At 56.2% G+C, this 18,610-nt stretch carries 16 protein-coding genes; 6 read left to right on the top strand and 10 right to left on the bottom strand.

What is annotated here, in order from left to right:
* Positions 1 to 498: 498 nt before the first annotated feature.
* A complete protein-coding gene (locus IE079_RS02515) occupies positions 499 to 882 on the bottom strand; it encodes a truncated hemoglobin (protein ID WP_227712262.1) in 384 nt (127 codons plus the stop codon).
* Positions 883 to 983: 101 nt separating this feature from the next.
* Between IE079_RS02515 and IE079_RS02510 the strand changes: the two genes are divergently transcribed.
* A complete protein-coding gene (locus IE079_RS02510) occupies positions 984 to 3,029 on the top strand; it encodes a tetratricopeptide repeat protein (protein WP_189572270.1) in 2,046 nt (681 codons plus the stop codon).
* Between the two features lie 128 nt (positions 3,030 to 3,157).
* Here the strand turns inward: IE079_RS02510 and IE079_RS02505 are convergent, their stop codons facing one another.
* On the bottom strand, positions 3,158 to 3,595 hold the full coding sequence (locus tag IE079_RS02505) for a GFA family protein (RefSeq protein WP_189572267.1): 438 nt from the start codon (positions 3,593 to 3,595) through the stop codon (positions 3,158 to 3,160).
* Between the two features lie 123 nt (positions 3,596 to 3,718).
* Between IE079_RS02505 and IE079_RS02500 the strand changes: the two genes are divergently transcribed.
* The 5 genes from IE079_RS02500 to IE079_RS02480 all read left to right on the top strand — a co-directional run bounded on the left by IE079_RS02500 (position 3,719) and on the right by IE079_RS02480 (position 7,881).
* Positions 3,719 to 4,738, top strand: a complete 1,020-nt coding sequence (locus tag IE079_RS02500; protein ID WP_189572264.1) for a GlxA family transcriptional regulator — start codon at positions 3,719 to 3,721, stop codon at positions 4,736 to 4,738.
* A gap of 156 nt (positions 4,739 to 4,894) precedes the next feature.
* Entirely contained in the window at positions 4,895 to 5,866 is a 972-nt protein-coding gene (locus tag IE079_RS02495; RefSeq protein ID WP_189572261.1) for a transposase, read from the top strand.
* A gap of 229 nt (positions 5,867 to 6,095) precedes the next feature.
* Positions 6,096 to 6,371, top strand: a complete 276-nt coding sequence (locus tag IE079_RS02490; RefSeq protein ID WP_189572258.1) for a hypothetical protein — start codon at positions 6,096 to 6,098, stop codon at positions 6,369 to 6,371.
* A 582-nt stretch (positions 6,372 to 6,953) separates the two neighbouring features.
* The gene (locus IE079_RS02485; RefSeq protein WP_189572255.1) at positions 6,954 to 7,580 is read left to right on the top strand and encodes a hypothetical protein; all 627 of its coding nucleotides are present in this window, start codon (positions 6,954 to 6,956) and stop codon (positions 7,578 to 7,580) included.
* A complete protein-coding gene (locus IE079_RS02480) occupies positions 7,564 to 7,881 on the top strand; it encodes a hypothetical protein (protein WP_189572253.1) in 318 nt (105 codons plus the stop codon). The genes IE079_RS02485 and IE079_RS02480 overlap by 17 nt, the downstream gene beginning before the upstream one ends.
* An 845-nt stretch (positions 7,882 to 8,726) precedes the next feature.
* Here the strand turns inward: IE079_RS02480 and IE079_RS02475 are convergent.
* The 8 genes from IE079_RS02475 to nuoI all read right to left on the bottom strand — a co-directional run bounded on the left by IE079_RS02475 (position 8,727) and on the right by nuoI (position 18,601).
* Positions 8,727 to 10,406: a hypothetical protein gene (locus tag IE079_RS02475; protein ID WP_189572250.1), complete on the bottom strand. Its 1,680-nt coding sequence runs from the start codon at positions 10,404 to 10,406 to the stop codon at positions 8,727 to 8,729.
* Positions 10,407 to 10,494: 88 nt separating this feature from the next.
* Positions 10,495 to 12,030, bottom strand: a complete 1,536-nt coding sequence (locus IE079_RS02470; protein ID WP_189572247.1) for a DUF262 domain-containing protein — start codon at positions 12,028 to 12,030, stop codon at positions 10,495 to 10,497.
* 320 nt (positions 12,031 to 12,350) lie between these two features.
* Entirely contained in the window at positions 12,351 to 13,787 is a 1,437-nt protein-coding gene (nuoN, locus tag IE079_RS02465) for an NADH-quinone oxidoreductase subunit NuoN (protein ID WP_189572243.1), read from the bottom strand.
* A complete protein-coding gene (nuoM, locus tag IE079_RS02460) occupies positions 13,787 to 15,319 on the bottom strand; it encodes an NADH-quinone oxidoreductase subunit M (protein WP_189572240.1) in 1,533 nt (510 codons plus the stop codon). Before nuoM ends, nuoN begins: the two co-directional genes overlap by 1 nt.
* Positions 15,316 to 17,184, bottom strand: coding sequence for an NADH-quinone oxidoreductase subunit L (gene nuoL / locus IE079_RS02455; RefSeq protein ID WP_189572237.1), 1,869 nt, complete (start codon positions 17,182 to 17,184; stop codon positions 15,316 to 15,318). Before nuoL ends, nuoM begins: the two co-directional genes overlap by 4 nt.
* Positions 17,181 to 17,489, bottom strand: coding sequence for an NADH-quinone oxidoreductase subunit NuoK (gene nuoK, locus IE079_RS02450; RefSeq protein WP_189572234.1), 309 nt, complete (start codon positions 17,487 to 17,489; stop codon positions 17,181 to 17,183). Before nuoK ends, nuoL begins: the two co-directional genes overlap by 4 nt.
* Positions 17,486 to 18,013 (bottom strand): NADH-quinone oxidoreductase subunit J, encoded by a 528-nt coding sequence (gene nuoJ / locus IE079_RS02445; RefSeq protein ID WP_189572231.1) that lies wholly within the window; start codon positions 18,011 to 18,013, stop codon positions 17,486 to 17,488. Before nuoJ ends, nuoK begins: the two co-directional genes overlap by 4 nt.
* Positions 18,014 to 18,031: 18 nt before the next feature.
* Entirely contained in the window at positions 18,032 to 18,601 is a 570-nt protein-coding gene (gene nuoI, locus IE079_RS02440) for an NADH-quinone oxidoreductase subunit NuoI (protein WP_189572228.1), read from the bottom strand.
* Positions 18,602 to 18,610: the final 9 nt, after the last annotated feature.

Genomic DNA, 18,610 nt, shown 5'->3' with positions numbered 1-18,610 from the left:
CGTCCGGAGCCAGACGCCTCGCAAGTGTTTACCCCAATTATGTAGTTTGAGTGTGTCTGTCCCTGCCTGTTTCCCGATAACGGGTGCAGGCGATTGCCGGGCGGCACTTTCAAATCTTCCAACTGTATAGCCAGGTTCACGTATTCAAGTTTTCTGGTGGCTATCGGCGCAACATCCGCAGTCAAATTTCTTTGACTTGCCCTTGGAGTAGAGCTCTTGAGTTCTTTTATCAGCGAAAGATTTGATCATGCACGAAAGCGTATTTCGTCACGTGACACGTGTAAACGTCGAAATCGTCTTTTGAGAGTGGCTGTCCCAGCTTCCGCTTCCTATTTACAGGGGCAGAATTGACGGCCAGAGGCCACGGTTTTCCGTCTCAGGGATGTTTACTATCATGACAACATAGGGGTGAGCCTTGGATGCGGGAATGGGGTCCGACTGACTATGAGTCATCTCCCATTCCCGCTTGTGCAGCAGATGGACGAACCACTCGGTCCCCTATTTGTGAATGATTTCCTCCTTAAGGGAGTAGGCGATACCGAGGACTTCATCACACACCGGGCGTGGATAGTCCATCTCGTTCATGGCCTGCATGATATCGTCAACCACGGCCACATATTCGGCCGAGCTGACGTTCATGCCGGTGTGTGCCTCCAGCATCGACCGGCCCGTGTACTCTACCGGTCCGCCGGAGCCGGCCGCGAGGAATTCCTTGACCTTCTCGCGGGCCCTGGCAGTGGCCTCGTCGGACAGAGCCTGGTATCTGGGGCCGGCAACATCGTTATGGAGGTGGAGATCGACAATGCGGTCTACAAGCTTGTCGATACCAGGTTGGCCGCCGAGTCTGTTGTAAAGGGTGTCGCGCGTAAGGATGTCGTTCATAAGAAATACTCCTTTTTCATAGGGTTTTCGGCAGGTGCACCAGGCACCTACCCAGAGGGGCGTAACAATCCTTGTTACATCGGAACAGGGAGGGCTGAGTAATGGACGAGACGGAACTTTCGCGGATTCACGGGGCGCTGGATGCCGGTGACTTTGCCCGGGCAAGGGAATTGATAACCGCATTGTCTGTGGCGCCGACTGCCGAATTGTTGGAGCTACGGGCCAGGGCAGCGTATGGCAGCGGAGACCTGGAAGAAACGCTGACTGCCTACAGTGAGCTCTACCGCTTTCATCTTGACGCCGGCGACGCCCACGAGGCGGCATTCGCGGCGGTGATGGTGGGCATGTATCTGATGATGGATACGGGGCTGATGGCCACTGTACGGGCCTGGCTATCGCGGGCGGAACGCCTGATGAAAGGGGCACCTGACAGCCCGGTCTGGGCATGGCTCGCGGCAGTACGGACCTATGAGCGTCTGATGTGCGGCGATATGCCGGGTGCGGGGCAGTGGGCCCGAAGGGCGATGGAGCTAGGTCAGAGGCACGGGCTGGCTCCGCCGTCCATCATCGGACAGGTGGCCCTGGCAAGGGTATGGATCTATAACGGTGACGTTGATGAAGGGCTCAGCTCCCTCGACGACGTAGCTGTAGAGCTGAGCGCCGGGAATCTCGACCCCCTGACCACAGGGCAGATGTGGTGTGAGGTGATCTGCGCGATGCAGTGGATCGGGCACCATGATCGCGCCGAGGAATGGACCGAAGCCATGGAACGCTGGCGTCAGGGGGCCGCGTTCGGGGGACTCAATGGCCGCTGCCGGGTGCACCGGGCGGAGATCCTGCGGTTGCGCGGGCCTTGCGACGCCGCCGAGCAGGAGGCGCTGCAGGCGTGTGAAGAGTTGCGCCCGTGGATGCGGCGGGAGTTTGGCTGGCCACTGACCGAACTCGGCAACTCGCGGCTGCGCAAGGGAGACTTCGTGGGCGCCGAAGAAGCCTACCTGGCGGCGCATCAGAACGCCTGGCTGCCCCAACCCGGGCTCGCATTACTGCGACTGGCCCAGGGGCGAGTCGACGAAGCCGTTTCAATGATTGAAACGGCGCTCGAGCATCCGTTTGATATTCCATCGAAGGAACGGCCTCCTTCGGGCAGCCTGCAGCGGGCGCCCCTGCTTGAAGCCCAGGTGGTCATTGCCCTGGCAGCGGACAAGGATGACGATGCCCGTGCCGCGGCAACGGAACTGGCTGCCATCGCGAAAAAATATCAAAGCCGTACGCTGAAAAACTCCTCGCTGGCAGCGGCAGGACGCCTGGCACTCCGTGACGGGCGCGCAAATGACGCCATCCGGCTGCTCACCGAAGCTGTCATGGAATGGTCCGAGTTGCGAATGCCCTTCGATGCGGCAGATCTGCGGATAGTGCTGGCTACCGCTCACCGGGAGGCGGGGGAGGATCGCATCGCAGAGATGGAACTGGATGCCGCCTGCCGGGCCCTTGAAGACCTCAACGCCACACCCTGGGCGGAGCTGGCTCGCCAGCGGGAACCGGTGGTGCCAGTGCGGCCGTGCGCAGAAACCGAGCATTGCCTGTTTTGCTGCGAAGGTGACATGCGAACGGTTACCTTCGGCGGCACCACCGTACGCCTGAAAGACCTCAAGGGCATGCGTTACCTGGAGCGCATGCTGACGGAACCCGGGCGGGAATTCCATGTGCTCGATCTGGTTTCGGTGGAACGTGGGGCGCTCCCCGCCAACGCCTCGTTGGCTGCACCCCGTATTGATGCCCAGTGCGGGCTGGAGGTATTCGACTCGAAGGCCCGTAAGGCCTACCGGCAACGGCTGACCGAGGTGGAGGAGGACATCGCGGAAGCGGAAAGCCAGAACGACTTCCGCCGCGCCGAGCTGGCACGTGCTGATCGCGAGTTTCTGGTCGACGAACTCCGCCGCGGCGTTGGTCTGAATCACCGGGCCCGGACCGTCGGCGACGGCGTGGAGCGTGCACGTACCGGCGCAACCCGCTCATTGCGTTATGCTCTGGACCGGATTGCCCGGCACCACCCCAGTCTTGGCGAGCACCTGGCGCGGACCGTGCGCACCGGCACCTACTTTGCCTATGAACCTGATCCTCGTGCGCCTTTGCATTGGACGACGTAAGCCTGTCCCTGCCAGAGCGGAGGTTTCTTTTGAGAGTGTCTGTCCCAGTTATTCGACCCACTCTGGCACCGAGACTGAGGGGAGAAATCCCAGGGTTTTTCTACCGTTCTCGCCCTGTGGAAGAATATCTAGTGCTCTGGCAACTCTTCACCCGAACCTCCCATCTCCACCGGTACATCCCTGAGCTTTGGCAAGCCGTCCTCGATGGGCAGAACCCGCTCCTGGTAATGCACGTGGACTGCGGGTTGGAACGGGAATTCCTTCAAAAGGGCTGCATACACGTCTATCAGCCCGAGGTCAGGGTGCTCGGTAAACAGGTGGCCACCACACCGGGTACACCACTTTCGGTGGCTTTGAGGTGTTTTGCTGAACCCGGTGATATGGGTTTCGCCCTGTTCAATGGTCAGGGCTTCAGGCCGCCAAAGGGTAAAGGCATTGACGGGCCCGGCGGACCAGAGCCTGCAGGATTCGCAGTGGCAGTACCCCTGGGCCTCCGGTTCCCCCGTTAAAGCCAACTCCACCGAACCGCAGAAACAGCTGGCAGTATAAGTCTGAGTGACGTTCATACCGCATCTCCTTTTTTTCTGGATGGCCGACGAACAACCTCAGTATGTTGGCGTCAGGACTCGTCGGGAAGGGTCGAAAATGACAAGATAAGGAGGTGTTCCTGCCAACACGGAGGTCATCGGATGATCGAGGTTGTGGTTACGCTGGTCGAGGGTGGCATGCCCTCCACGGCAGTAGCACCCGTGGAAATCTTCGGCTGTGCAGGCCGGCTATGGAACGAGATGCGTGGCCTCCCGGCCCAGCCACCGTTCAGGGTCCGAACGGCCGCCCACCTTGGCCGGCCGGTCCGCACTGGTGTGCGCTTGACCCTTACACCCGATTGCGACCTGGTCGATGTGGAAACTGCCGATCTGGTTATTGTTTCCGCCATCGGCGCAAATGTGGAATCGGGTTGCGCAGCGAACCAGGACCTATATCCCTGGCTTCGCCACTGGTACCGGCAAGGGGCTGTTGTAGCTGGAGTTTGTGCAGGGGTTGCGCTGGTTGCCGAAGCAGGTCTGCTTGATGGCCGACCGGCTACCACTCACTGGGGCGTTGCCGAGGCCTGTCGAAGACGTTTTCCACAAGTGGACTGGCACCCGGAGCGATTTCTGACGGAATCAGGCAACGTGTTATGCAGTGGGGGCGTATACGCGTCTGTGGACTTGAGTCTGTACCTGGTGGAGAAATACTGTGGCCATCAGGTGGCCATGGAAACCGCCCAGGCCCTGTTGCTGGAAACTCCAAGGACCTGGCAGTCCGGTTACGCCCTGGACCCGCCAAGAATCAGCCATGAGGATAGCCCAGTTCGGCGGGTTCAGGACTGGCTGTTCCGCCACTTCTGCTCCCCAGTGAAGGTCGAAGATCTTGCCCGGCGGGCTGCAATGACCAAGAGAACCTTTGCCCGGCGGTTCAAGGCTGCAACCGGCGAAACCCCAATGAACTATCTGCATCAACTTCGCATCAATGCAGCCAGACATATGTTGGAGAACAGCTCTCTTACGGTTCAGGAAGTCAGTCAGGCGGTGGGTTATCAGGACCCGGTATTTTTCCGGCAAATCTTCAGGCGCCACACCGACCAGACACCCCGGCAATATCGGGACCATTTCGGTGTAGATGCCCGGGACCAACTGGCAACCGGTGCCCGGTTCCCGCACCGGTAACCGGCGCCCCCCCAAATAGCACCAGGCGGACAAAGCCAATCAGCCAGGACAGCGGACTGAGGACAGTCACCATACCGGTAGCTAGTGTAGATACTTGCTGAAGGCAGCACGTTCTGCTTTTATACAGCAATCGTTGCGACCCGCTAAAGGACTGGCATGACTCGCCCCAGGGAACAACTCATCTCCGTTGCTGATACGCCCTATTACCATGTGGTCTCCCGCTGCGTTCGGCGCACCTTCCTGTGCGGGTTCGACTCTCACACTGGCATAAGCTACGAGCATCGGCGTAAATGGATCGAGGAACGGATTCGGCTACTTTCCTCGCTGTTCGCCATTGACCTGTGCGCCTACGCCGTCATGTCCAACCACTACCACCTGGTGGTGAAGCTCTGCCCGGAGCAGGCGAAACAGTGGAGCGATGGGGAAGTACTGGCACGCTGGACCAGCCTGTTCAAGGGGCCGCCCATCGTCCAACGTTTCCTCGCAGGTGAAGTTTTACATGAGGCAGAGCATCGGTACGTCGAGCGGACGGTTGAGGTCTATCGAAAACGGCTGACAGATCTGAGCTGGTTCATGAAGTGTCTGAACGAATCCATCGCCAACGAGGCCAACCGGGAAGATGACTGTACCGGGCATTTCTGGGAGTCTCGCTTCAAATCGCAAGCCCTGTTGACCGAGCAGGCATTGCTCAGCTGCATGGCCTACGTGGATCTCAACCCCGTGCGGGCCGAGATGGCTGAAAGGCCGGAAACCTCGGATCATACCAGCATCAAGGAGCGGCTTGCTCCAACCTTCAATTTATCCGAAGCCATCCAGGCTCAGACTGAGCAGCTGTTCCTGAGGCAGTTTCCCGTGGCCCTGAAGCCACTTCTCAACTTTGAGGAAGCAGTCAGGAACGAACCCCAACGGGGCATCTTGTTCAGTCTCAACGACTACCTGGAACTGGTGGACTATACCGGTCGAATCATAAAGCCGGGTAAGCGGGGAAGTATCCCTGAACACTTGCCACCAATCCTCAGCCGGCTAGAGCTGACTCCCGACGAATGGCTGGCGGAAGCCACGGAATTCGAAGCCCGCTATCAGGACAACCGCAGAGCTCACCTGGACCGACGACGATCGGCGGCCTGACCTCCCCAAAGACACTTCACTGATTGACGTACGGGCCTTGCCTGGGGCTCCGCTCGGCCGGATTTTGGCTGAATCAACCGAAAAACCTGGAATCCTATGCTGACCACCGGAAATCGGCTTGAGATTAGGTTTCAGAAGCTGCGGGTGCTGAGACTGGCGTTCGCGATCTGAGGTTTCTTTTGAGAGTGACTGTCCCTGTCCGGTCTGACTGTTCCTGAGGCAGTTTCCCGTGGCCCTGAAGCCGCTGCTCAACTTCGAGGAAGCCGTCAGGAACGAGCCCCAACGGGGCATCCTGTTCAGTCTCAATGACTACCTGGAGCTGGTCGACTATACCGGACGAATTGCAAAGCCAGATAAGCGGGGATGCATCCCGGAGCACAAGCCTTTGATCCTCAAGAGACTGGGGCTCACACCTGACGAATGGCTGACGGAAGCTACGGAATTCGAAGTCCGATATCAGGACAACCGCAGAGCCCATCTGGACCGACGACGATCAGCGGCCTGACCTTCCCAAAACACTTCACTGATTAGCGTACGGGCCATGCCTGGGGCTCCGCTTGGCCGGATTTTGGCTGAATCGTCCGCGAAACCCGGAATTCGGTGCTGACTACCGGAAATCGGCTTCAGATAAGCTTCCAGAAGCTGGGGGCGCTGAGTCTAAAACCTGAGATCTCAGGTTTCTTTTGGGAGTGCCTGTCCCAGTTACTCGATCCGAAAAACCCCGGTTTCGATACTGACTACAGGAAATCGACCTCCGACAACCTTCTGGACGCTGCGGTCGTTGAGTATGATGTCAGTAATCTGAGGCTTCTTTTGAGAGTGTCTGTCCCTGCATCGATGTCTGTCCTGGTCAGAGTGTCTGTCCCAGTAACCGAGTAACCGTAACCCACTTGCTGCCACCGGGGGGCGTCCATATATGTCCAAGCTGGTGCCCAAAAGTTGCAATTTCGAGGGGATATCGTAGTTTTAGAGATATTGCCGGGGAATTAGATGCCCCGGCGACGGAGAATAACATCTGCACACATGCGCAATAATGTTTTTCTCCAGAATGGCGCCTTTTAGCATGGTGGCGACAGGGAGGGCTGCTATGTCCGATCAAAAGAATAAGCGGGACCACGATTCCGAAAAGGGATCAAGTTCCTCTTGGAAAGAAATGCTTGCCAGACACCCTTGGGGGGCAGCCGCCTTAATCGTAATTGCCGTGTTCGCCGGCCTTTTCCCTGCGCTGAAGCTGGCCGAGTTGAACCAACTTCAGACGTTTGTCATTGTCTTGAGCATTCTGGGCTTCCTCTTAGCCGTCTTAGTCGCCTTCATCTGGCTAGCCTCTCGCAACCACCCTTTATCCCCCGGCCAGGAACCACCCTCCTCGACTTCGGGCCAGGATCTAGAACCGATTCCCCTCCATGACCGGTTGACGGACATATGGGGGAAACAGCGCCAGCCGGATTTTGAAATGCCCGACGGCGAACACAATGAGACGGCAGCCTACAGCGCGGTCGACGCCATTGGGCGAACCGCTGTGCTATGGTCCCAGTGCTCCCCACAGGGACAGCGATTTATAGCCGACAATGCAGGGCAGCTCATGCTCAGCTGGATGGATTTCCTACACCAGCACGCGATCTCGTTGCCCTCCGGGAAACTGTTGCTTTCTCAAGTCAGTGGCGACAGCCAAAAAATGATTGAGGAGATTCGCCGCCATGGCATCCAAGCGTGAATACAATCGCCCCAAAGACAAGCTTGAATCAGACATTCTCGACCATCTGGACAAAGTCAGATCGCTGCTAGAACGATACAACGAGAATGAGGCGTATGAGGATGGATTCGCTCCAACTAGGCCCTTTGCGGAGAGGATAGGTAGGGATAAAGGGAGCCAGGCCACAGATGTCGACTTTCGTAACCAACTGGTGGATACACTCATAGAAACTCAGCTTCAGGCCATTGTGGGGCTTCCGCCCGATCGCCGTAAGGTGCAATGCCCCGACTGTGGCAGCGAATTTAATCCGCGCAAACGATAAGGGGACAGAACCCCTTTTTGAGCTTCTTGAGGGGTATTTCAAAGTGCCTGTCTATGCTGGCTGCCCACCCGCTTCATCGGCAGGCAGACTTGATCCCGGGGAGGCGTCCATATATGTCCCGGTTACGCCTAGAGTGACTGTCCCAGTTATTGCTCTACTGTCCCAGTTATTGCTCTCTTTTGAGAGTGTCTGTCCCAGTTGTGCTTGAAATCAGGGGCTTTCTTGCGGCTGTTTGGTGGAGACGGCGGGAATTGAGCCCGCCTCTCTGAACAGTTAGGAGTGACTGTCCCTGTTACTCTCCATGCTGCGGGGAGGCGTCCATATATGTCCCAGCTATCCTCGGTTCGCTATTGATCTTGCGATAGGAAGCTAATATCACCCTTTGAGAAGCGATAGCCCCAATAAACCACTACGGGGAGAAAAAACGCTATAAAAGCACCGGGCTTGCCCGTCTGAGCAAAGAGAAAAATGGGCCATAAAGAGTAAACTACTGATACGGCGAGCGCTATTCTGTCTTTTTGATTCATAGGAGAACCCCTCTTCATGGTAAAGAGAGCACGCTATCAAAACGACTGCTAAAAAGATAGGAAGCGTAGCGAAACTTGTCTGAATCGGAATTTTAAGAACGCCTGTCCCCGCTACCGCTCCAGATAAGCTTCCAGAAGCTGCAGACGCAGAGACTGGTGTCCGCAATCTGAGGTTTCTTTTGAGAGTGTGTGTCCCAGTTATCGCTTTGAGAGTGACTGTCCCTGCTGTCCTGTCTCAGAACATGTGTAGTTCATCGCATTACGTCTAACTATGCTACCCACGAATGTCTTTAGGAGTGACTGTCCCAGTTACTCCCTTCAATCTTCTAAACTAACACCAAATTTCATAACCCTACGTTTATTAATTTCGCTCTCGGATGCTATGATTCTTAACGCTGCAGTCGCCCTATCTGCAATTTCCATTTGTTTCTCGTTGGCGTTTGAAAACTGACCAAACCTCAAGCAGGTCGTAACAAACATCGACAAGCGGCGACCGCTCGTACGTTTAAATAACTCAAAGTATTCATCGACACTAGTATTGGAAAGAACCACTAGGTCTCGCTGATTCCAGCTTTTAGTGTGGGAAATACGCTCTAAAACATCATCGACACTTTCCGATTTAATCGATTCTTTGTATACCTTATCGAACCTGTCGACAATCTCTTGATCCCGAAGATCACCGAAAACATCGCTTTTTTCTAAATTAAAAAGCTCTGGCTCATCGCGTCGATTGTCGATGTAGACCTCAATTATCTCTGATGCCCTTTTATCTTCGCCCAACTCTCTGAATAAAGATACAGTACCATTTAGATTGACAAGGGTGATGTAGCTACAGTTCTCCTTGAAACTTCTGTACAGTCGATCAATCACTTCAGCAGCGTTATCATTAAACGTATCATGATACAATCTCCAGGCTTCAGAGAATGATCCTTCGGACTTCGAAGCAATAACCTGTTGGTTTTTGGAAGCTGCCTTGTCTTTTATCTCATTCTCAATATAGAATCCGGTTCTAACTGCCGCAGCAATTAAAAGATCTAGCTCATCTGTCAAGTGATAATTATATGCTTGTAAATTCGTTTGCCATTTCTTTTCTTGATCACCAATTTTGTCGTCTCCTATACCAAGTAGCGCATAGCCTTTTTTGGTGATAAAATCTAAAGGAGGGATGTTATCTTGGGATTCAGAGCAGTAGTAGCTCCAAGAAAAAAGCACAGTTGAGTGTATGATCTGATCAGATATCTCCGGCTCGAATTCTTCTACCAGCGGCAAAGCTAGTTTTACCAACCGCTCAATCTTCTTAAGTATTCTGATGTTTCGAATACCAAGACTTGTCGTTAATTCCTTCAATCTATCTTGGTATGGTGTGCCGTCCGAATACGCAATATCTGCGCATTCCTTAGGTTCTGGTGCGAAAGCTAATTCTATATCAATCACCTTTTCACGATATTTTTCGTAATCTTCAAGTCCCTCCTCTCCATCATTGAGTAAAATAACGACCTGGCATTTTTTTTGTTCTTTTAGCAAGGAAGCGAGCCCCATTACGTCCTTAATAGATAAATTTTTCCCCTTTCGTTCCAGGTCATCAATACAGATCAAATGCTTTTCTAGGGATAAAAATGAGAAAGATTCTATTGCTGGAGCAAAATCTTTCAAAAGTGAAGAGCCTTTTACAAGCTTTACCGTCTTCCTTCCTAAAGACGCGAGTAGGTCTGCTGAGTTTCTCTTGAAAGTATCGACATTGGCTTCCGTTCCAATTAAATTTCGGTCGATAACGTTTTCGAAAATCGAATATTTGAATACATCGAGAGAATTTATCCCAAACAGTGAAATATAGGAGTATTTTTTTAAACTTATTCGATTTTCGTTCCGTGCCTCGACGAGATACTTGTTCCAAGTAAATGTTTTTCCAACTCCCCATTCGCCCTTTATAGCCAACACTCCAGGAACTTCAGAGGCTAGAAATTTGTCTATTTGGTTCTTAATTATTTCTATTGTCATAACTGCGATATTAACTATTCATTATGCTTTTAGTTTCACTATGAAAATAGTGACCATTAGGGCTGACTCGATAATTACTATGTGCTATCTAGTTCTTATACGTAGTATTGCAGTATGGGTGTGTGATCTGGCCGTTATCAGAGTTTCCAATCCCACCATCTTGCTTTTTACTAATATGATCTATTGATATAGAATTTATATGTATATATCCGTTGCATAGTTTGCATCTTGATGCACTCTCAAGCGATGATCTTAAGAAAACCTCTGATTTAGTATTTTGATTGAAGTCGGGGGTTTTCGGCTGATCACCCTTGTAGGAGATGTTGAGATAAGGGTAGTCTTGGGCCAGATGGTTGCCTATACTTTCAATTTCACATCCTTCGATAACTAACTCAATAATTCTTGAATACAAATCCTTAAGCTGCCGGTACCCTTTTAATCCGCTACCATATTTTACCGTAACTTGGTTTGTGAGATATTTGTATACGATAAGAGTCTTCTCTAATTTTTCTCGAATATCAATAAATTCATTGAAACTATGAGACTTTTCAAAATCCTTAATCAACTCTACCCAGGCCATAAAAGCGGTTGGTTGATAGCGACCTTTTTCACTATAAAAGTACACTGCTGGATGTAAGCCTAAGGAAGATGGATGCGTAGTCGTGAATCTTCTTATTATTTTCAACGTATTCTTCAAATGGTCTACTGTAGCTGAGCCATCTTCATCATTATCTACGTTTTTTTCCGCGACGTTATTGGAAAGCTTAACAAGGTCAAATATCAGTGGGAGAGTCCTTGATGAGTAACCCTTTCCTGCCAAAGGAAGGTCTAGGGTCTTTATTGGTGTTTTCATTTCTGGTGTAAACAAATTTTCATTTATTTCTTTGGCTATATTTTCAACATCACTTTGCGCTTTGGCATCGAATTTTTTCCAGTACTTATGACCGGTACCTGACCTTAGAATTGCCCGGGATGCCATTGCATAGGGTTTTTTTCTAGCTTTCAACAGCGAAATTTCAGTATCACTAATTGGTGTGGCTTTTTGATTAATCGTAAAAAATGAGTGCTCTGCTTTTTCGGCGCTACCAGTAACCCACTGAAGCTGAAGTGATAAGAAGCCTAGTTTGTTTGCCATGGCTAATGAGTCTGGGTTAGCTTTATCTGGATCCTTTATTGCTTCCATTAAGCTGGAGTACGAACCGACTTCACGGTCGACGTGGCGTTTTGTCTGCTCTGCGACCTTTTTCTGTTCCGAATCAACGTCATGATTAAAAAACGATTGAGAGATGAATCCATCACCATAATCATCGTTAACCCAAGAGATTAATGCACTTAAACGATGAGCCCCATCAATTACAAAAATATACTGGCCTGCTTGCCAGAGGATAATTGATGGGATTAAATCACCTTCCACGAAACTTTTGACGAAAGAAGCAATCTTGCTTTTGTCCCAGTCCGAAGTTTCTCGTTGGAAATCCGGTTTCCGGAGCGAAGAATAGAAGAAACCTTGTCCCTTTACTAGTTCGCTAACCTTAAGTTTGTCACCTAGGTTCTGAGCCTCAGTTCCTCCGTCTACTTCGAAATCTTCACGTGGGATGAGAGCGTCGAGATTGACTTTTGACATACTGTTTTTTCTCCTAGGTCTGTGTCATTTGTGCAGCGAACGGTTTATTAGATTGAGATCGGTGTTATTGAAATACGTAGAATTGTAGATAACTAAAAGAAAGTTCGCAGTTTGCCCATATTCGAATTTTTTTAAATTAGAGAGATATAAACCATCGATCGCTCACATCGTGAAATATCTCAAGGCGTGGTCCTGCCTCCAATAAATATACGAACTAAAAGGTGGCATAACAATCAGGTCTACGGATTGAGAGGCAGACGGAAGGCCGAACAGACCTAAAAAGGACGACGGCCTCGTGGATCAGGCTGTGCGCCCTGTCTTCAGGAAACTCCAGACAACCCAACAACCCAATCAATAACCGGCCCAGGATAAACCCCAATAACCAAAATCAGCACAGCCACAACCATCAGAGTCAAACCCCCAACCCGACTCCCCCAGTCATGCACAGCATCCCGACGACGCATCCCAGGCTCCGGCATATACAAGGTCACCATTACCCGCAGGTAATAGAACAGTCCGATAGCACTACCAGCAACAATGCTACCAACCAGCCACCACCGGGCATCAGAAACACCTAAAGCAATCACATAAAACTTCCCAATAAACCCGGCCGTCAGCGGAATCCCCGCCAACGACAGAAAGCTAACCGTCATCACGGCAGCCAACCAAGGCCGGCGCCAGAACAGCCCCCGGTAGTGGTGCAGCCCAGCAGCATCTTCACCGCCGAAGGGGCTGGACACCATGGTAACCACACCGAACGCCGCAAGGGTGGTGACCAGGTAGGTGATCAGGTAGACCCCGGTGGTTTCCACGGCGAGTTGTCCGCCAACCACGATGGCCACCAGCAGGTAACCGAAATGGGCGATGGAGGAATAGCCCAGCAGCCGTTTCAGGTTGGGCTGGAACAGGGCCAGCAGGTTGCCGCCGAGCATGGTGATCAGCGCCAGCATGGTGAACAGGGACCGCAACCACTCACTGTCGAAGATGGGCGCGACCATGATCAGCCGCAACAGCACCAGGAACACCGCCAGTTTGCTGACCGTCGCCAGGAAGATGGTGGCCGGTGCCGGGCCGCCCTGGTATACGTCCGGGGTCCATAGATGGAAAGGCACGATGGACAGCTTGAAGCCCAGGCCCACCACCATCAGCACGGCGCCGGCCAGGGTCCAGGGGTCGGGGGTGGCGGCCAGCCCCGCGGCGAGGCCGGCCAGGTCCATGCGCCCGGTGCGGGCGTAGATCAGCGCCATGCCGAATAACAGGAAAGCGGTGGCGGCGGCGGACAGCACCAGGTACTTGATGCCCGCCTCCAGGGACCGTTCCGCCCGGAAGCTGTAGGCCAGCATGCCGTACAGGGGCATGGACAGCAGCTCCAGGCTGATAAACAGGGTGGCCAGGTGGTCGCTGGCCACCAGCCCCAGGGCGCCGGTGACGGCGCACAGCAGTAGCAGGTAGAACTCTTCCCGGGGGCCGATATAGCCGGTCAGGTAGTGGTGGCTCAGGGCTACCGTCACCAGGGCGCACAGCAGCACCAGCACGCTGCCCATGATGGCGAGGCCATCCATGGTCATCAGTGGCGGTGACGACAGGGCCCCGGAGGCCACGGGCACGCTCAGCAGGGCCAGCACCAAGCCGCCGGCGGTTACCAGCGCGGTGACAGCATGGTGCCTTTGCCAGGCGATACCCAGCATCACCACCACGGCAGTGGTGGCCACAATGATCAGCGGCAGTATGGCGATCAGGCTTTCCAGGGTCAGCATCAGTTCACCTCCCCTGCCCGGGCTGCCAGGTCGGCACCACCTGTGAACAGCTCCGCTATCGGAGCGGATACGGCGGCGGTGGTATCCAGCAGCGGTTGCGGGTAAAGCCCCACGGCGATAGTGAGCGCTAACAACGTCAGCATCATGCCGTACTCCCGGGCATCAGGCCCCTTCAGCGGTCCGGTTCGGTACTCGGGGCCGTAGTGCACCCGCTGCATCAGCAGCAGGGAATAGATGGCCGCCAGCACCAGCCCAACGCTGGCGATAACCACCACCACCGGCGCCCCGGGGAAGGTACCGAACAGGATCATGAATTCCCCCACGAAGTTGGCGGTGATTGGCATGCCCAGGGAGGCGGCGACAAAACACAGGGTGAACCCGGGCAGCACCGGTATCCGGCTCCACAGCCCGCCCATCACGCGCATGTCCCGGCTGTGGATGCGCTCATACAGCTGGCCGCTGAGGATGAACAGCCCGGCGCTGGAGAAGGCATGGGCCACCATCAGGATGATGGCTCCCTGGATGGCCAGTTCCGACCCGGAGTACAGGGCGATCAGCACAAAGCCCATGTGGGAGATACTGGTGTAGGCGATCAGCCGCTTGATGTCCTGCTGGCCGCAGGCCAGTACCGCGCCGTAGATAATGCCCACCAGCCCCAGGGTCATGGCCACCGGGGCGAAGGCCTCGGACTGTTCCGGGAACAGCGGCAGGGCGAAGCGGATAATGCCGTAGGCGGCGGTTTTCAGCAGGATGCCCGCCAGGTCGACACTGCCAGCGGTGGGCGCCTGGGCGTGGGCGTCCGGCAGCCAGCCGTGGAAGGGCACCACCGGCAGCTTCACCGCAAAGGCGACGAAGAAGCCCAGCATCAGCCAGAAGGCCAGGGGCTCCGGTACATCGGTACCCCTCAGCGCGTCATAGCTGAAGGACAGCTCGCCGGTGTTGCTGAAATGCACGAACACCAGCGCCAGGATCGCCACCAGCATCAGCAGGCCGCTGGCCTGGGTGTAGATGAAGAAGCGGGTGGCGGCACGGATGCGGGTCTGCCCCGGGGAGCCACTGTGGCCCCACAGGGCAATCAGGAAATACATGGGCACCAGCATCATTTCCCAGAACAGGAAGAACAGGAACAGGTCCAGGGCCAGGAAGACGCCTACTACACCACCGAGGATGAACAGCAGGTTCAGGTGGAAGAAGCCCACCCGTTGCACGATCTCGCGCCAGGAACAGAGCACCGCCAGGGTGCCGAGGAAGCCGGTCAGCGCCACCAGGATCAGTGACAGGCCGTCCAGGGCCAGGTGGATCTCGATGCCAAAGCGGGGAATCCACGGCGCCCGCCATTCCAGCAGCCACTGGCTGTTACCGTCGACGGGGAGGCTGAAGTCGCCGGTCAACCAGAGGAAAATGCTGATCACCAGCACGAACAGCATGGTGCCCAGGGCAATCCAGCGGGGCGCGTGCTCACTCCAGCGTTCTGCCTGCCAGCTCAGCAGGCCCCCCAGGAAGGGAATCAGGATCAGCCACACCAGGATCATGCGCCACCTCCCGGTGCCAGGGCCAGGGCGACCAGTATCAGCGTGGCACCGAATACCATCACCAGGGCGTAGCTGCGGGTACGCCCGTTCTGGGCGCGTACCAGGCCAGCGTTAAACACCCGGGCAACCACCGCCGGCAGATTCATGATCATGTTGATAAAGTCGAATCGCAGCATGCGTACACTCCATTGCCAGGGCCGTACCAGCACACGGTCGAACAGGGCATCAAAGCCCCAGGCGTGGTGCCACAGGGTCCAGAGCCTGGCGCCGGCGCCCTTGCGGGCTATGTCGTCAAGCCATTGCCGGCGCATCAGGAACAGCCACCCGGCCAGGGCAAGGCCAGCGATGGCGGCGCCCATGGCCAGTACCTGCAGCAGGGTGTGACCGGAGTCGGTGGTCTCGCCAGGCGCCTGGGGGAAGAGTTCGCCCAGGCCCGGGTAAATCCAGGCGCCGATAAAGGTGGACAGCACCGCCAGTACCACCAGCGGCAGGTGATGGGTGAACACATTGGTGCCGGGCTCTGGATGGCGGGCGTGGTCACTGCCCGGCTCGCCATGGAAGGTGCCCAGGATCAGCCGCACGGTGTAGAGGCCGGTGAGCACCGCCCCCAGCAGGCCAACGATCAGCAGCCCGGTCTGGTCCGCGGCCATGGCCTGCCACAGGATCTCGTCCTTGCTGAAGAAGCCGGCGGTCACCAGCGGCAGGGCCACCAGTGCCGCGCCGCCCACGATAAAGCCGCCGTAGGCCACCGGCAGCTTGCGCCAGAGTCCGCCCAGCTTGCCCATGTCCTGCTCGTGGTGGCAGCTGATGATCACCGCACCGGCGGAGAGAAACAGCAGGGCCTTGAAGAAGGCGTGGGTGACCAGGTGGAAGATGGCGGCATCAAAGGCCCCTACCCCCAGGGCGAGGAACATGTAGCCGATCTGGCTCATGGTGGAATAGGCCAACACCCGCTTGATATCGGTCTGGGCCAGGGCCGCGAAGGCCGCCAGCAGCAGGGATGCCGCACCGATCACGCCCACCAGCAGCATCACGTCCGGTGCCAGCAGGAACAGCCCGTTCAGGCGGGCGATCAGGTAGACGCCGGCGGTGACCATGGTGGCGGCGTGGATCAGCGCCGACACCGGCGTGGGGCCGGCCATGGCGTCCGGCAGCCAGGTGTGCAGCGGTACCTGGGCGGATTTGCCCAGGGCGCCGCCGAGTACCAGCAGGGCGGCCAGGTTGGCGGTGGTGCTGCCTGGTTCCCAGAGTTCCGGCGCCCGGGCCAGTATGGTGGCGATATCCAGGGTGCCCAGTTCCATGAAGATCAGGAACAGCCCCAGCGCCAGGAACACATCGCCGATGCGGGTCACCACAAAGGCCTTGAAGGCGGCCTGGCCATTGGCGCTGTTCTGGTAGTAGTAGCCAATCAGCCCGTAACTGCACAGGCCGACGCCTTCCCAGCCCAGGAACAGCAACAGCAGGTTGTCCCCCAGCACCAGCAGCAACATGCTGAATACGAACAGATTCATCCAGGCGTAGAAGCGGGTGATGCCGGCCTCGCCAGTCATGTACCAGGCCGCGAACAGGTGGATCAGGAAGCCCACGCCGGTGATCACCGACATCATCACCAGCGTCAGGCCATCCACCGCCAGCCCGATGGTGGGCTGGAAGTCTCCCACCGAGATCCAGTTCCACAGGGTCACGCCCTGACTACCACCGGTATGGGTGAGCACTGCCCACAGGGTTGCCAGTGCCGCCAGCCCTACGCTGCCCACACCGACGGTCGCGCTGGCCCGGGGACCCAGCCGCCCGGCGGAAAAGGCCAGGATCAGAGTGCCCACAAGGGGAAACAGGAACGAGAGTATCACCGCCATTGCCATCATCCGCGCATCCTGCTGGCTACATCGAGATCAAGAGAACGGAAGCGCTGGTACAGCTGGATCATCAGCGCCAGGCCCACGCTGGCTTCCGCCGCCGCGAGTGTAATCACCAGCAGGAACATGGCCTGCCCGTCCGGCTGGTTCCAGGCGGTGGCGCCCACCACGAAGGCCAGCGCCGCCGAGTTGAGCATCACCTCCAGGCTCATCAGCACAAACAGCATGCTGCGCCGGAGCATCAGCCCGGCCAGCCCCAGGCTGAACAGGATGCTGGCCAGGATCAGACCGTGTTCCATGGGGATACCGTTCATGGGGTGCCTCCACGGTTCTCGTTATTACGCAGGGGGTTGCTGCGCCGGCCCACGTGGGACGCGGTCACCAGCGCCGCCAGCAGCAGGATGGCGGACAGTTCCACCACCATCAGCCAGGGGCCGAACAGGGTCATGCCCACGGCTTTGGCGGTGAGCAGTTCGCCGTCAATGGTCTCGCCCACGCCACCCTGGCCGAGCAAGGCCACCAATGCTGCCAGTAGTACCAGGGCCAGCACCGAGGGCCCCAGCCAGTAGCGGGGGTGGGTCCAGGTCTGCTCCCGTTCGGCGTCCGGGTGCAGGTTGAGCATCATCACCACGAACACGAACAGCACCATGATGGCGCCGGCGTAGACGATGATTTCCAGGGCACCGGCAAAGGGCGCCCCCAGGGCAAAGAACACCAGGGCGACGGCAATCAGCGACACGATCAGGTAGACGATGGCATGCACCGGGTTGGTGCCGGTTATTACGCCCACGGTGGCCAGTACCGCCACCAGGGAGCTGAGGTAGAAGGCCAGTTCCATTACGCTTTCCTCCCGGTGTCAGGGCAGCAGGGTTCGCACATCTTCCGGTGCCTCCTCGTTTCTTGCCTCGCCCTTGTCCTTGCCGCCAATGGCCATGCCCGCCACCTTGTAGAAGTGGTAGTCGTGGTCCTTGCCGGGACCATTGATCAGCAGGTCTTCCTTCTCGTATACCAGCTGCTGGCGGTCGTATTCGCCCATCTCGAAATCCGGTGTCAGCTGGATGGCGGAGGTGGGGCAGGCTTCCTCGCACATGCCGCAGAAGATGCAGCGGGAAAAGTTGATGCGGAACCACTCCGGGTACCAGCGGCCGTCGTCCTGCTCTCCTTTTTGCAGGGAAATACAGTCCACGGGGCAGGCGACGGCGCAGAGGTTACAGGCTACGCAGCGCTCCTCGCCGTCCGGGTCGCGGGTCAGCACGATGCGGCCCCGGTAGCGGGGAGGCAGGTAGACCTCTTCCTCCGGGTAGTTCACCGTTTCCCGCTTGCGGAAGCTGTGCATGAACACCATGCCCAGGGTGCGCAGCTGGGTCCAGGTGGCCGGTACCAGCCAGAGCACGGTTCGTATGACTGGGACTTTGGTTTTTTCCATAAGTCCTCC

This window comes from Marinobacter zhanjiangensis (assembly GCF_014651935.1).
In the GTDB taxonomy this organism is placed as follows: Bacteria; Pseudomonadota; Gammaproteobacteria; order Pseudomonadales; family Oleiphilaceae; genus Marinobacter; species Marinobacter zhanjiangensis.
This window is presented reverse-complemented; position numbering and strand designations above follow the sequence as displayed.

Excerpts from the sequence above, each read along its gene's own strand:
- IE079_RS02515 (WP_227712262.1), bottom strand. The coding sequence starts at position 882 with ATGAACGACATCCTTACGCGCGACACCCTTTACAACAGACTCGGCGGC.
- IE079_RS02510 (WP_189572270.1), top strand. The coding sequence starts at position 984 with ATGGACGAGACGGAACTTTCGCGGATTCACGGGGCGCTGGATGCCGGT.
- nuoN (WP_189572243.1), bottom strand. The coding sequence starts at position 13,787 with ATGCTGACCCTGGAAAGCCTGATCGCCATACTGCCGCTGATCATTGTG.
- nuoJ (WP_189572231.1), bottom strand. The coding sequence starts at position 18,013 with ATGGAACTGGCCTTCTACCTCAGCTCCCTGGTGGCGGTACTGGCCACC.
- IE079_RS02485 (WP_189572255.1), top strand. The coding sequence starts at position 6,954 with ATGTCCGATCAAAAGAATAAGCGGGACCACGATTCCGAAAAGGGATCA.
- IE079_RS02500 (WP_189572264.1), top strand. The coding sequence starts at position 3,719 with ATGATCGAGGTTGTGGTTACGCTGGTCGAGGGTGGCATGCCCTCCACG.
- nuoM (WP_189572240.1), bottom strand. The coding sequence starts at position 15,319 with ATGATCCTGGTGTGGCTGATCCTGATTCCCTTCCTGGGGGGCCTGCTG.
- IE079_RS02505 (WP_189572267.1), bottom strand. The coding sequence starts at position 3,595 with ATGAACGTCACTCAGACTTATACTGCCAGCTGTTTCTGCGGTTCGGTG.
- nuoK (WP_189572234.1), bottom strand. The coding sequence starts at position 17,489 with ATGAACGGTATCCCCATGGAACACGGTCTGATCCTGGCCAGCATCCTG.
- IE079_RS02495 (WP_189572261.1), top strand. The coding sequence starts at position 4,895 with ATGACTCGCCCCAGGGAACAACTCATCTCCGTTGCTGATACGCCCTAT.
- IE079_RS02475 (WP_189572250.1), bottom strand. The coding sequence starts at position 10,406 with ATGACAATAGAAATAATTAAGAACCAAATAGACAAATTTCTAGCCTCT.
- nuoL (WP_189572237.1), bottom strand. The coding sequence starts at position 17,184 with ATGATGGCAATGGCGGTGATACTCTCGTTCCTGTTTCCCCTTGTGGGC.
- IE079_RS02480 (WP_189572253.1), top strand. The coding sequence starts at position 7,564 with ATGGCATCCAAGCGTGAATACAATCGCCCCAAAGACAAGCTTGAATCA.
- IE079_RS02470 (WP_189572247.1), bottom strand. The coding sequence starts at position 12,030 with ATGTCAAAAGTCAATCTCGACGCTCTCATCCCACGTGAAGATTTCGAA.
- nuoI (WP_189572228.1), bottom strand. The coding sequence starts at position 18,601 with ATGGAAAAAACCAAAGTCCCAGTCATACGAACCGTGCTCTGGCTGGTA.